The sequence below is a fragment of the Sinomicrobium weinanense genome (assembly GCF_018863395.1).
Taxonomy (GTDB): Bacteria; Bacteroidota; Bacteroidia; order Flavobacteriales; family Flavobacteriaceae; genus Sinomicrobium; species Sinomicrobium weinanense.
In genome coordinates this window covers 1-14,166 of record NZ_JAHKRR010000010.1, presented here as the reverse complement: position 1 = coordinate 14,166, position 14,166 = coordinate 1, and the positions used below count along the sequence as shown (strand labels likewise).

General features: G+C 41.4%; 11 protein-coding genes. All 11 read left to right on the top strand.

Annotated features, from left to right (window positions below; translation table 11 throughout):
- Positions 1-33: 33 nt before the first annotated feature.
- The 11 genes from KN811_RS18915 to KN811_RS18865 all read left to right on the top strand — a co-directional run bounded on the left by KN811_RS18915 (position 34) and on the right by KN811_RS18865 (position 13,706).
- Complete coding sequence (locus KN811_RS18915; protein ID WP_247716562.1) at positions 34-1,158, top strand: bile acid:sodium symporter family protein; 1,125 nt, start codon at positions 34-36, stop codon at positions 1,156-1,158.
- Between the two features lie 133 nt (positions 1,159-1,291).
- Positions 1,292-3,268, top strand: a complete 1,977-nt coding sequence (locus KN811_RS18910; protein WP_247716561.1) for a TonB-dependent receptor family protein — start codon at positions 1,292-1,294, stop codon at positions 3,266-3,268.
- 232 nt (positions 3,269-3,500) lie between these two features.
- Positions 3,501-3,887: a type VI secretion system tube protein TssD gene (tssD, locus tag KN811_RS18905; RefSeq protein ID WP_187967310.1), complete on the top strand. Its 387-nt coding sequence runs from the start codon at positions 3,501-3,503 to the stop codon at positions 3,885-3,887.
- 385 nt (positions 3,888-4,272) lie between these two features.
- The gene (gene tssD, locus KN811_RS18900) at positions 4,273-4,668 is read left to right on the top strand and encodes a type VI secretion system tube protein TssD (protein WP_187967311.1); all 396 of its coding nucleotides are present in this window, start codon (positions 4,273-4,275) and stop codon (positions 4,666-4,668) included.
- Between the two features lie 11 nt (positions 4,669-4,679).
- Entirely contained in the window at positions 4,680-5,516 is an 837-nt protein-coding gene (locus tag KN811_RS18895; RefSeq protein WP_187967312.1) for a DUF2778 domain-containing protein, read from the top strand.
- Positions 5,517-5,549: 33 nt separating this feature from the next.
- Positions 5,550-6,005 carry a hypothetical protein gene (locus tag KN811_RS18890; protein ID WP_187967313.1) on the top strand — a complete coding sequence of 152 codons (456 nt, stop codon included), beginning with the start codon at positions 5,550-5,552 and terminating at the stop codon, positions 6,003-6,005.
- Between the two features lie 28 nt (positions 6,006-6,033).
- The gene (locus KN811_RS18885; protein WP_187967314.1) at positions 6,034-7,821 is read left to right on the top strand and encodes a type VI secretion system Vgr family protein; all 1,788 of its coding nucleotides are present in this window, start codon (positions 6,034-6,036) and stop codon (positions 7,819-7,821) included.
- A 2-nt stretch (positions 7,822-7,823) separates the two neighbouring features.
- Positions 7,824-8,684 (top strand): hypothetical protein, encoded by an 861-nt coding sequence (locus KN811_RS18880; protein WP_187967315.1) that lies wholly within the window; start codon positions 7,824-7,826, stop codon positions 8,682-8,684.
- A complete protein-coding gene (locus KN811_RS18875; protein WP_187967316.1) occupies positions 8,681-12,445 on the top strand; it encodes a PAAR-like protein in 3,765 nt (1,254 codons plus the stop codon). Before KN811_RS18880 ends, KN811_RS18875 begins: the two co-directional genes overlap by 4 nt.
- A 1-nt stretch (position 12,446) precedes the next feature.
- A complete protein-coding gene (locus KN811_RS18870) occupies positions 12,447-13,028 on the top strand; it encodes a hypothetical protein (RefSeq protein WP_187967317.1) in 582 nt (193 codons plus the stop codon).
- Positions 13,029-13,040: 12 nt separating this feature from the next.
- Positions 13,041-13,706, top strand: coding sequence for an XAC2610-related protein (locus KN811_RS18865; protein WP_187967318.1), 666 nt, complete (start codon positions 13,041-13,043; stop codon positions 13,704-13,706).
- Positions 13,707-14,166: the final 460 nt, after the last annotated feature.

The following is a 14,166-nucleotide window of genomic DNA, read 5'->3' as shown; positions in this document are numbered from 1 at the left end:
TAAAAATAAGAATAACCAAAACAAACTTGACTTTTGAAAAAATTGAACATATACTCAGCTTCATTGGGGATCTCACTACTTTTACTTTGCATTGCCATCGGAATGGCCCTGACGGGTAACCTGGCCAATGCCGGACCTGTGATCATAGGGATCTTTGTTTTTTGTGCCTATGGTTTCAGTGGGTACAGGTCATTGAACGGCAACGTATTTACGGCCATGATATTTGCCGGGGTAACGTTGGCCCTGTACTACCCGCAGTACTTCACAAACATAGGTGATTTTAAGTTCACCGTCCTGATCATCCCATTGATCCAGGTGATTATGTTCGGAATGGGAACTTCCATGAGCGTAAATGATTTTGTGGGGATTATCAAGACCCCGAAAGGGGTTCTGGTCGGGGTAGCGGCTCAATTGATGATTATGCCATTGATGGGTTTTGCACTTGCCTGGATCAGTGACTTCCCCCCGGAGATAGCGGCAGGCATAGTGCTGATCGGCTGCTCTCCCAGCGGAGTTGCCTCTAATGTAATGGCATTTCTGGCCAAAGCAAATCTGGCCCTGTCAATAACGATCACATCCATAGCCACGCTGTTGGCGCCCTTCGTAACGCCACTGTTGATGAAGCTGTTGGCCGGAGAGTTCATTGAAATTGACGTGCTGGCCATGATGTGGAGCATCGTTAAAATGATTATCCTGCCGATCGGTGCGGGGCTGTTGTTCAACAAGCTCCGCGGGAACAGTGCAAAATGGCTGGACAGGGCCATGCCGGTCATCTCCATGCTCGGCATAGGGTTGATCATAGTGGTGATCACCGCCGCGGGAAGGGACAGTCTGCTGGACATCGGGGGCATCCTGATGCTGCTGGTGCTCGTACATAACCTCTTCGGCTATACCCTGGGATATTGGTTTGCACGCCTCATGGGCATGTCCGAACGCGATGCACGGACGATATCGATAGAAGTGGGGATGCAGAACGGAGGGCTTGCCTCCGGCATTGCGAACTCTTTGGGCAAGATAGCCACAATGGGGCTTGCGCCGGCAGTCTTCGGCCCATTGATGAACATTACAGGATCTATACTGGCATCTTACTGGCACAAAAGGTCCCCGAAGGGAACCGATGAGGAGGAAGAATACAAGGTGCAGGAAAAAGTCAAATGAAAATAAAATTCAATATCACGTTAAACTCATGCTTATATCCCGGTATATGACAATCTATCGTTTTTTTCTGCCCTTCCTTGTTTTACCTGCTTTTTTTTACGCCCAGGATCAAAAAAAAGACTCGATCACCTCTTTGTCAGAAGTTATACTTATTGAGAAAGGGATAGAAAAAAAGGCTGTGGGCATAACTCCTTCGGGTACCATAGGGATCAAAGAAATGGAAAGGTACAGTCCGCTGGACATTGCGTCTTCCATCAATCAGATCTCAGGGGTATATCTGCTTTCCGGGGCATTGAACACCAACCGCATTACCATCAGGGGGGTCGGCGCAAGAACACCCTATGGTACGGATAAGCTGCGATTATATTTTAATAATATTCCCGTGACCAATGGTGCCGGGTTTTCAACTATCGAAGCCTATGACATGGAAAACCTCGGGGCCATTGAGGTGATCAAAGGCCCCAAAGGTTCCTCTTTTGGTACCAATCTGGGAGGCGCCCTTATCCTGAGGACCAGGGCACCTGAAGCGGGCAAAACATCCTTTACCAATTCCTCCACCTTTGGTTCGTATAAGATGTTCAAGAACAACCTGGCCTTCAGGCATTCCGAAAACGGTTTTAACATAAACCTTAGTTACAATCACCTCAAAACCGAAGGGTACCGGCAGAACAATCAATTTGAAAGGGATGGCCTATTGCTCACCTCCTCTGTGAAACTGGGGAACAATGACAGGATGGACTTTTTGTTCAACTACATTGACTATACAGCTCAAATTCCCAGCTCCCTGAACCAGACGGATTTTGAAGAGAATCCCACACATGCAGATGCCAATTGGCTGGCTGCCCGGGGATATGAGGCCAATAAATATACTTTGGCAGGGGTTACATATTCTCATCAGTTCAAAGGTTCACTTCAGAACAGCACAAGTGTCTTTTACACCTATCTGGACCATTATGAGCCAAGACCTTTCAATATTCTGGATGAATTTACCCATGGGTTCGGGCTGAGATCTGTTTTCAGGGGAAACCTGTTTAGCGGGAATTTTACATTAGGAGGAGAGGCATATAGAGATGAATACCACTGGGGTACTTTTGAAAATTTATACGAAGACAACAATGGCAACGGAAGCCTTCAGGGAAATAGATTGAGCGATAACCAGGAATTCCGGAGGCAACTGAACATCTTTGCAACATTTGAAGTTCCTTTGACCGGGAACCTTTCCGCCCAGGTAGGCCTGAACCTTAATAAAACGACGTATAACTTTAAGGATCTGTTCACTATCGGAGAAGACAATAAATCGGCAAGGCGGAGCTTTAAACCTATTCTTTTGCCAAGTATGAAACTCCGGTACCGATGGCAAAACGGATCATTGTTTGCCAGTGTGGACCGGGGATTTTCCAACCCGGGCCTGGAGGAAACATTGACTCCCGATGGGGTTGTCAACCCCGATATTTCCCAGGAGAAAGGAATGAATTACGAATTAGGAGGAAAGTTTTTGTTGTTTGACGGGGCCATGCAGGTAAATGCCACGGTTTACCTGATGCACATCAAAGACCTGTTGGTGGCCCAACGTGTGGGGGAGGACCAGTATATTGGCAGGAATGCAGGAAAAACAAGGCATAAAGGGCTGGAACTGGAAGCCAGGTATGCAGTTCCTGTTTCAGGATCATTGTCATTGACCCCATTTTTTGCATACACGCTAAGTGACCACAGTTTTGTGGATTTCGTTGATGGAGAAAATGATTACAGTGGAAACCCTTTGACCGGTGTGCCCAGGCATAGATTAAGCTCCGGACTGGATTTTGCATATGGAAATGATGTTGCACTAAATATATCACATCAGTTTGTGGATGATATTCCTTTAACAGATGCCAATACACAAAGTAGTAAGGCTTATAACATTTTTACGACATCTGCAAGGTATTCCCTGCCCCTGATCGGGCCTGTGAAATTGAGGCTCAATGCAGGGATCAATAATGTGTTAAACACAAATTATGCCGCTTCTGTACTGATCAATGCCGTTGGTTTTGGAGGAAGTCAACCGCGTTACTTCTACCCGGGCAACGGGAGAAACTATTTTGGCAGGATCGGCCTGTCTTATGTATTTTGATTTTAAGCCTGTTTTTCCGGGTCCGTATAAATGTCATATTCTTTCAGGTAGCATCATGCATTACCACTTCTTATCAGCTTAGTTTTCAGTCGCAAAAAGAGAAATAACATTTCCTTAATGAGATTTTTTTTGCTTAAAACATTCATGTTTAATATATTGCAGGCTGTAAATTATTCGATATTTGATTTGGTATTTTTTATTTGTTAACCTTAATTTTTAAAATTTAAGCATTATGTCATTTAAAGCAACATTATCTGTTGGCGGAAAAAAAGTAAACATTCTCAACGCCAACTACGACCTGGCACAGGAAGTAGATGCCACCGGACGACCTTCATCAGTAACCCGTGGCGGACGAATTTATCTTACTGTAGAATCTACCGGGGATTCTTTTTTCTTCGAGTGGATGACCAACAATTTCGAACGTAAGAACGGAGTGATCACTTACATCAAGCGGGACACCGATGCCAAACTTCGTGAAGTACATTTCACCGAAGGATACCTGGTGAAGTATAAAGAGAACTTCGACCACAGAGGAGACAATCCTTTAACAGAAACTTTTGCCATCTCCTGCCGTGTAATAGCCAGTGGTGGCGGAGAGCACATCAACGAATGGGTATAAACCGTTCCCTGAATTATTGTAATAAGTGATCAAATCAAATATTACTCAAAGGGGATGGTGAAGAACCCTCCCCTTTATTTACCTTCCTCCTAAAAGCTAAGCCAATTCTGGATATATCCCTGTTTTCTATGGGATAAGTGACCTTTTTATAAAAAATGGGTCATATGAATAAAGTATAATATTATATTTAGCAAAATACACAGAAAACTGCAAAAGGCAGAACAGAACCTATGCCCCCAGGCTTATCAATAATTACTGTGCTTTTTTTAAAGGGCTTCATCGAGAACTTAAGTTATAGTCAGAACGATTGGAGTTGAAATCATCATTTTGCAGCCCATTGGAAAAAATTTAAACAGCTTCTTAATACTAAAACAGAAATAAGGGTATGAGTTTTCTTGCCAAATTGACCATAGACAACGAAGAAATGAATGTACTTCAGTACAGAATGTCCATGATACAGGACACGGACCACAGCGACCGGCCGGCGGCAGATCCCAGGGGAGGGCGTATACGGGTGCTGGTAGAGCTGACCAAAAGTACTTCACTTTTTGACTGGATGCGGAACCCGAGCCAGGTCCGGGACGGGAAGTTTGTGTTTTATCGTAGGGACGGAATGTCCAAGATGCGGGGGCTTGAGTTTAAAAAAGCCTATTGTGTGACTTATGAAGAGGCCTTTGACTCAGACGATTCCCTTCCCATGCGTGCAGAGATCACCATTGTGTCCAAGGAGATCAATATCAACGGATCCAGGTTCGACAAGAACTGGCCGCCGGCTATATAGATCGCATAAGTATGGATATAAACGTAGGATCAATAAATGAGGTCTTAAACAAAATAGATGATCTCGTCCGTATAGGCGCTAACCTCGAGGAAGTCAATATGGTACTTAGGCAGAACCCGGGGAATAGTCCGGGATCCCTTTTAGAGCGTGAAGAGCAATATTATCTGAACGAATATGGGAAGCGAAGTTTTATTGTACCTGTCAGCGCAGGAGGTTTGCTGATAGCGCCGATCGGAATGGAAGGCAAATCGAGATATCAGGGCAGGACGGAACCTCAGGGTGTGGTAGTAGTATTTAACAGGTCCACCGGAAGGCTGGCACTTATAGACCTGGACCATTATAAAGAAGGGCTTCCCGGTATTAAGGTCAGTGCTTCAGACTATAAAACGGGAGGCATCAGGGACAGTAACGGCCATTTGACCCACAATCAGATATTGGTTGTACAACATGTTTTTACCGGGGGGCAGGCCGATCATGGGATCGTTACAAGAAACCCGGACAAGCCCATGCAAAGGCCTATACCCGATGGGCGATATGATATTCTGGACAATGATGCAGATACCCGTCACTCCGGATGGTTCAGGCTGGATTCAAAAGACGGAGACCCTTATAATGACAGGGATGAAACCACTGCAAGGGATGGGTTCAGGTGGCACATGGGAACCGAAAGCTGGGGATGTGTCACTCACGATGTATCCGTGGGAGACAGACAGGAAGAATGGGATGTGATCATGGAAATCCTGAATACAACCAGTACAACGACAGTCCCTGAGAGAAGGGGAAAACAGGGTTGGAACCCGTTCAGTCGTCTGACCAGGTATGGAGTGATGATCATTAAAAAAGAATAATAACATAGTAGTAAAACAACGACAAGATCAGACATGGCAAAAAAAATACTCAAGCATAAAAGGAACTGTTTCTACCTGGTGATTTTTTTGCTGTTTTTCTCCTGCAACACCCCTTGTAATGTAGACCGTATTGAAGTAAGTGAACTTTTACTTATAAAGTCTGAGGAGAACGCATATCACTATTGCACATTGCTAAAGGCTTCCATGGAAGGAGATGAGAACGCCATCCGGGAACTGTCCGTATTGGATTTTTCAGATTCGGCCGGATATGACCACGGTGCCGTACTGGTAGACTTAATAGGCATTATAGGAGAGAAAGAATTTATCAATGCCATAGCTGCAGTCGATAAAAAAGAAAGAAAGAAAATAGAGGCTTATATCGAGGTAGGCTTGATGTATGGGGGCAACCCGGACCTTGAGGAAAAACCTGTTGAAGAAGCCTTCCCTGGACTTTACGCCTTTTTAAAGAACGGATCTGTACCGGAATAAAACGAAACTCAATTTAAAAAAATATACCATGCCGATTCAAACAGACATCAGGATAAGAATAGATGGAGAACCGGTGGTGAAGTTTTCCAGTATCGGAATCTCGCAAAGCGTACTTGGCCATCACACATTTTTTATAAAGCAACCCCTTCCCAAGGCTTTTGTGCCGGAGGCCATAGACAGGGCCCAGGAATATGTTGGCCAGTCCGTTTCTATGGAGATACGGCCTAAAAATATAAGGGGCAACGATAATCCCCTTGTTTTTCAGGGGATGGTTACAGAAGTGTATGTAAACAGGAAAGGCGGGGCAGCAGGAGAAGTCGTTATTTCCGGTACCAGCCCTACCGTATTACTGGATGGGGTCCCCGATACCAGGTCTTATATTGGCGAAGACCTGTCTGCCGTAGTCTGGAATACAATGGGCTCATATAAGGAGCGCCTAAAGCTCAATATGGAAATAGACAAGGATATTGCCCTGGACTATACCGTACAATACAAAGAAAGTAACTTTGCTTTTTTGTGCCGTTTGGCAAGGAAAAAGGGAAAATGGTTTTACTACAACGGTACGGAAGTGGTTTTTGGCAAGCCTCAACCCCGATATTTTTCCCTGGTTTACGGGCAGAATGTATCCCAATTCAGCCGGCAGATGGGCATAAAGCCCCTGGGCTTTCAATATATGGGGTATGACGCGGAATATGCCGAAACCCAAAGGATAGGCTCCGGGGAAATAGGGCATGAATCCCGCGGGCTTACCCAGGCCATGCTCCAGGCTTCCAGAAAGATATTCCCGGACAATGGGGCCGGGTTGTATTACCATCATCCTATAACCGCCGGTAATGCCCAGAGCCATCTGCACGACAGGGTCAGGACCCAGTTACAGGGCAAGGCAGCCGGATTGGTCACAGCCAAAGGAGTTTCCACAGAGACCGGCTTGCGGATCGGGGATATTGTAAGTATAATAGAACCCAGATATTCCCTGACAGGAGACCCGGCCGATGGGGTAAAAGAAGAATCTTTCGGAAGCTATTACATTACCGCTATACATCATCTATGTGATGAAACAGGCAATTACAGTAATGATTTTACCGCCGTCCCCGATACGGTAGAGGCCCCGCCTTACACCAACGTACTCACCCCACCCGTGGCAGAAACTCAACCCGCCGTGGTTACTGACAACAACGACCCCAGGGGGCTCGGCCGGGTAAAGGTCAGGTTCCATTGGGACTACGAGAGCCCGTGGATACGTATGGTGCAGCCTCACGGAGGCGGGAATAAAGGTTTTTATTTTGTCCCGGAAAAGGGAGAAGAAGTACTGGTGGCCTTCGAAGGAGGCAATGCCGAAAAACCCTATATCACCGGGACCATGTATAATGGCAGCCAGAAGAGCGGTTATGCTACGGCCGGTAACGATCTTAAAGTGATCCACAGTCGCAGCGGTACCAAAATAAAGATGAACGATGCCGAGGGAAGCATTTTTATCGAAGACCCTTCAGGGAATACCTGGTTTATGGACGGGCAGGGCAATATAGAAGTTACCGCCCCGGAGACCATAAGCCTGAACGGTAAGAATGTAGACATCAGCGCCAGTGAGAATATCAGTATGGGAGCAGGTGATAACACCAGTATCTACACCGGAAAAGAGTTTAATGTTGCCGCGCAGAACGCAACGATGCAATCCGATGAAAACACCGTGATATCGGCCAAAAACATAGAACAGAATGCAGAAAAGGTAAGGATAGACAGTACCCGGGAAGATATGGTGCTGGCGTCGAACAAAATGGTGGATGTACAAAGTGGGGACAAATTGAAACTGTTCTGAACATGAACCGGTTGAACCCTGTACTTATTGCTATTAAAGAAGTTATTCCCAAACCCTGGAAGGGAATAATAACCTACAAAGTGTCCGTTAAAGAAGAATATTTTGTTCCGAGATATGCGCTGAATCATATCACTTTTACAATAAAAATGAGCTGTACAGCCGCAGATAACCAGGCCCCTTTTCTGTATTACACGATCGAAAAGAGCGACTATCTGGTCAATGGATTACCTCCTAAGACAGCATTCGACTATGTCATCCGGAAAGGAGAAGAAGTACTGGATAAGCTGCAAATAAAACAAATGATAGATGGAACATATATCGAGGCTGTTAACCTGGATGAGATCAGGGAAGTATGGAAGGAAAAAAAGAAAGATATCACCTTGCGGTATACCGGTGATGTTGTAGACAGATTTATAGCCATGCGTAATGCCAAACTCGATAATGATGAAAAGGTTCAGGAGGCCATTGAACGAAACCCGTTTATCAATTGTTATTTCTGTAATTTCTATCATTTTTACGGCGTGGACAAAGAAGCAACGGGCACGCATATGGTTGGCGGGCTGTTATGGCAAAAAATCACTTTTAATACCGTTAACCATATCCGGATGCAGGATAAGGTTCCGAAAAGTATAACCGTAAACGGAAAGCTCGTTTCCGATGTTATAGATCTGGAACGTTGCAATAGATCACTTAAAAGCAGGAATATAGTTGTACAGTCAACAAATGAATTAAAAGGGGACCTGAAAGCAACGTATTTTCTTGACTCCGGCCACCAATATATTCAGAAGGTAAATTCAGAACAGTCCTTATTCATAAAAGGAGAGGAATACCACCAAAGAACCATTAAGATACACAGGCTATGAGTACCACTACCGAAGAAAAAAGCGCTATTGAGGAAAAAGAGGCTAAAAATACCGGTATATTGGTTTGTAAGGGAGCGATCTGCCAATGCGATCAGGGAAGCATCCCTGCCCAGCTCAAGGTTACCAGCCAGGACAAAGTATCCATTAACGATGCCTCCGGACAGGATAAAATACTGGCCACCGATGCCGATCGGGATTTTGAGGGACTGAAATTTGGTGTATGCAAATACCTAACCGCCCAGAATAATGGTAAAAAGACAGACTGTGCCTACAAGTTCCCCGAAAAATGGAAGGATGCCTATGAAAACGCCGATGTTCACGGTCACCTGCCCCTGCTGGAAAAGGCTACACTGGAATGTGTATATACGGGAAAGATAAGCGTACTGTTTCACGGGCAGGCACAACAACTTTCGGCCGCCAATGTAGCCCATGCCGATGAAAATTTATCTGATGACTTACATGAAGGCGAAGAACAGGAAGCCCTGAAAGAAGAGGTTCCGTTAAAAAGAGTAGCTGTCAAAACCATAGCACTCAAAGAGAAACCCAGAAAGCAAAAGAACGGAACGCCCCAAAAAATCTGGCTGCAAAAAGGGGAAACCTGTCATTTTTCTGTATTCGGGTATTATAATATGGGGAATAGCTATACAAAAAACCCAAATGAAAAAGAAGCCGGGCAAATAGGATGGGTGGTCTCGGAAGGTCATGGCGAAAAATTTGGCAAACAACTGGCAATATACAGAAATACCGGAAAAGAGTTTGAAATACATTTTGAAGAACCTGGAAATTATAGGGTTACGGCTTACGGGAGAGAGTTTAAAGACGATGGGGTTACCCCCAACTGGGAAGATAAAAAACCGAGCATAGATGTAGTAGTAGAAGAAAATCAACTGCAAGGTGTCAAAGGAATAAGCGAAGGAAATAAAAAAGTACCTCATAGTTTTGTGGCTGACTATAAGTATAAACCGACACAAGAAGAGCAAAATAGAATACGCTGGGCAACGTATGACAGCAATGGTATACTTATAGGAGACAAAGAAGAAGGAAAAGCGGGTTATAGTAAAATTTTTGAAGCCAACGGAACTTATACGGTTAAAGTATGGTTGGAAGGACAAAAGGAAGAAGCCAAAACCCACAGTATAACAATAAAAGATAATGCAGTTTTAGGGATAAAGGCATCGAGTACTGTGATCAGACCGGGAGAAGATGTTACTTTTTCGGTTTCAAAAATGCGTTTTAGCGATAAAGTTACGGATGAAGAAACCGCAGCCATTAAATGGCAGCTTGGCCGGAGGCCCTATGATGAAGCTGATGGCAAACAGAAATTCACTAAAACTTTTCATGACTTAGGGGACTATGTGGTTGAGGCTTCAACAGTATTTGAAGGCCAGAACGCAAGCAAAAAATATGATGGTAAAGGAAGTGATTCGGCAAAAATAACCGTGACCCGCAACGAAGTAAAAGGGATAGAGATCACCAAACAACCTAAAATAGGCAGTACAGGGGAGTTTAAAGCCGACGAGCTTATATTTCCCGACCTGAAAGGAACAGAAAAAGTACATTGGAAGCTGTTTAGGGATGGTAAAGAAATTCTCGGTTTTCAAAATAAAGGGCAGAACAAGGGATTAAGGGTCGATCACCTGCATAAGGGAAAATACACCCTGAAAGCCTGGATTACAGATGAAAAACAGGCTGCCACACTCAATTTCGAGGCCATTGAGTGTGAAATCACAGAAGGCCAATGGGCCGATAATGACGGTAGTAAGATTAGAAAAGCCGGGGTTGACCAGGAAGTTACTGTTTATGTAAAACACATTGGCTTAAAGGGAGAAAAAGTAGATATACAGGTATTTGATATCGATTTTACAGGGCATAATATAGTGTACGAACAAAAAGGTCTTGTTGTTGATCAGGAAACGGAGTTTAAGCACAGTTTTGTTATTACTAAAGATATATGGCAAAAAATAGAGGAGCAGGGAGCTTCTGGTAATATTTTTAAGGAAGCCTATGGTGAGTTGTATTTTAAAATAACCCCGCAGGACGCTGATCTGAAAATAAAAGGCGACAGTCATAAGGAAAGCTACCCTTCCCGTTATAGATTGATAGTAAAAAAATCGGTAAATGTTATAGACCAGTATTTTACCGATTCACCTGATACTAAAAAATACAAACACATCCATAAAGACGACCCTTTTTTCTATAAACTGTACCTTACGAATATGGTCGGGGAAAAAGTAGACGTTTATTTTTTCGAACTCAAAGAGAGGCATAGTTTCCTTAAAACAAACCAAAAATTAAGTTGGAAAGAGATAACAGAAAAGTTTAAAGAAGACCGTTGTATACATGTAGAGAAAGATGCTCAGATAAACAATAAGGGTGAATTGTTAATTAAAGTCCCCCCGGAAGGACTGAGCACGGAAGGCACTTCAAGCAAGTTAATGGCTCTGGTTAAGATTGATGACAAGATCGGGTTTTATTCCAACCCGATAGTGGTCTTTAAACAAAAAAGCCATAAAGAGCACTGCAGGGAGAGTGAGAATTATGTGATGGTGGAGAAGGCGTTTGAACCTAAAACAGAAGAAAAAGGTGTTTGTGAGTGTGAGGCTAAGGTGAGGGCGTTTTTAAGAATGTTAAGAATAGGAGAAGGCACATCAGATGAAGGAGGGTATACCCGAATTGTTGGAGGAAGTTCATTTAAGGATCATGGTAAAGATATGTCTACTCATCCTGATGTATATATATCCAAACATGATTCCACTGCTGCTGGAGCATATCAAATTACAAGAACGAACTGGAATAGTAACCCCTTAAAATTTTGGAGAACTACAGACGAAAAATGGTTGGCATATAAGAGGAAGCACAATTTAGAGTCTTTTTCTAAAAAAGCACAAGATGCTTATGGCGCATTTTTGGTCATTAGTAAAAAGAAAGCTATTAATGAAATAAAGAATGGTCATATAAAGGAAGCCATTAATAAATGTGCAAATGAATGGGCAAGTCTTCCTGGAGCAGGATATGGACAAAGGGAAGAAAAATTGACAACGTTGTTAAATGAGTATGATAAATACTTAAAGGAAGAACTGGCAGGGAAAACATCTTTACACATAGAAGAAGGGTTTTTGAAAGAAATTTTTGGTATAGAATGTTGCAGCGATGAACAAGCCGTATTGGGCGATATGAATAAATATAAAATTGAAATTGATAAATTTACGTTTTCAAAAGTAATGATTTCAAATACCTCAAATAAATATGGATATAATATATATGATAAAGGAAAGTTGATCAAAACTTATATTTTGGAAAAGAATGATCATAATTTATTACCATTCACTGAAACTGGACCAAATTGGGGGCGATATGGAGCAAGAGATAAAGGAGGAGATAATTGGATTGATGAAAAAGTAGCAGCCGCTTTCTATGGCTTTTTGTATTCCTTACCCAAGAATGGATTTTCAGGAACATTATACTACAATGATATATCCGCAAATGATAGTCGAAATATTGGACATTCTGGACATAAAATAGGTAATGATATTGATATTAGATACCCGGGGAGTGCCAATAGTCAAGGAGAGGTTTTATGGTCTGCCGCAATGAAAACATACGGAACAGAAGATAAATTCGTAACCGTTTTAGAAAATATTCTCGGAATAGCCACAAAATGGGGATTTAATAAAAATTATGCATATAAGACGAGCATAAAAAATACAACGGGAAAAGCAACTGCTATTCATAAAAATCACTTTCACTTAGGACTAAGATAAAATGAAACAAATAATTGTATTACTACTGTTTTTTTGGTTTTTGGGGTGCAACTCTCAGAAAACTATTGAATTAGGTTATCAAAACGATGATCTTTTAGAAGAATTGGGAATTGGATTGATACAAGTAATCAACAGCAATGAAGAGATTAATTTTTATAGGGACGAAAATTTTATGGATATGGAGAAAATTACTAACCCCATACCTTTATTAAATAAAGCAGACTATGGAATTCTCTTTTTTGTTTGTACGGAGAAAATTTCAGGAGGATATAAAATAATGACTTCTAAAAAAAAGTATTCATATATTAAAGACTCAAATAACTTTGAATTTTATAATTGGAAAGGTTTTTTAAAAAATCAAGTAATCAGTTTTGAAAGTAAAGATATAACTCAAAATCCTCCTAGAGATTCGATTAATGGAAATATCATAGACATAACAGTTTGGCAAGATGATGATGAAGTAGAAGTAATACAGATAAAAGAAAACTGGGTTCAAATAAAAAATAATACAAGAGGTATTGTTTATTGGTTAAAATGGAAAAATAAAAATCAACTATTGGTTTATCTTAATTTATTGATATAAAAACCTTCTGATATGAATTTAAAAAATCGATCGATTATAATATTATTAATTCTTCTATTTATTAGTTGTAGAGGTCAGGAAAAATCAGAGAAACATAAGGGAGAAGTTAAGAAAGAGAGGAACTACGATAAAGATAGTACCTTAATTAATTTTTCTTCTGAAAAACATGAATATAACATTTTTCCAGATGAAGTAGATCCTAAAAGTAATCAAATACTAAGTGTTAATATCCAAATAACTAATATAAAAACTAATCAGATACAGAATATTGAATACAATCCAGAATTTTGGTATTATCCCCAAGAGTTAACCACTCATTCATTTTATCAATCTAAAGATTCAGTAATTAAAACAGGTTTTGGAGTAGAATCGTACAAAAATATAGTCATTTCGGATTTTAATTTTGACAAAAGAGAAGACTTTGCCATAACAAATTCAGAGGGTGGAAATGGAGGTCCGAGTTATAATTATTATATACAGAAGGAAGATGGGCAATTTGAACTGGATGACAATCTTACAAATAAAATACGTTTTTTTCCTGTAGAAATAAATAATGAAGAAAAAACATTAACAATAAGTCATCCATCTGGTTGTTGTAAACAGTTAACGTATAAAATTCAACTACAACCTGATGGAGAATGGGAAGAAATATTTTATGAGTTGAAAGACATGGAATAATTGTACGATGTCTTTATGGAAAAAAATAATTCTTCAGATAGTAGCATTATTAATTATTGTTGGTTGCAAGCAAAAGGCACAAACTAATAATGCAAACATAAACAATCAAAGCGGTATCCACGTCTCCACGCATCCTAGTGATAGTGTTAGTGAAGGAGAAGTATTTCTTAAAGAGTTTTATACACTATTTTATGGTACAGATACTCCTGTAACCGATAAAAATTTAAAAAAGAAATATATATCCGAACGTATATTAAAAACTATAGATAGCCTGAGATCCGGTGAAAATCTTATCATGGACTATGACCCGTTCATTAAAGGGCAAGATTATAATTGTAGGCTTACCCAATCTAAGACACCTCTAAATTCAATAAATTTTCATTAATATCATTAGATTGGGGGAAGAATTCTTCCCCCAATCTGGGTTTGTACTCTCTTGGAGATTTATTCCCCAGAGATT

Bases quoted from the DNA above. Each gene is read 5' to 3' on its own strand.
- tssD (WP_187967310.1), top strand. From the start codon at position 3,501: ATGTCATTTAAAGCAACATTATCTGTTGGCGGAAAAAAAGTAAACATT.
- KN811_RS18880 (WP_187967315.1), top strand. From the start codon at position 7,824: ATGAACCGGTTGAACCCTGTACTTATTGCTATTAAAGAAGTTATTCCC.
- KN811_RS18875 (WP_187967316.1), top strand. From the start codon at position 8,681: ATGAGTACCACTACCGAAGAAAAAAGCGCTATTGAGGAAAAAGAGGCT.
- KN811_RS18885 (WP_187967314.1), top strand. From the start codon at position 6,034: ATGCCGATTCAAACAGACATCAGGATAAGAATAGATGGAGAACCGGTG.
- KN811_RS18865 (WP_187967318.1), top strand. From the start codon at position 13,041: ATGAATTTAAAAAATCGATCGATTATAATATTATTAATTCTTCTATTT.
- tssD (WP_187967311.1), top strand. From the start codon at position 4,273: ATGAGTTTTCTTGCCAAATTGACCATAGACAACGAAGAAATGAATGTA.
- KN811_RS18890 (WP_187967313.1), top strand. From the start codon at position 5,550: ATGGCAAAAAAAATACTCAAGCATAAAAGGAACTGTTTCTACCTGGTG.
- KN811_RS18870 (WP_187967317.1), top strand. From the start codon at position 12,447: ATGAAACAAATAATTGTATTACTACTGTTTTTTTGGTTTTTGGGGTGC.
- KN811_RS18895 (WP_187967312.1), top strand. From the start codon at position 4,680: ATGGATATAAACGTAGGATCAATAAATGAGGTCTTAAACAAAATAGAT.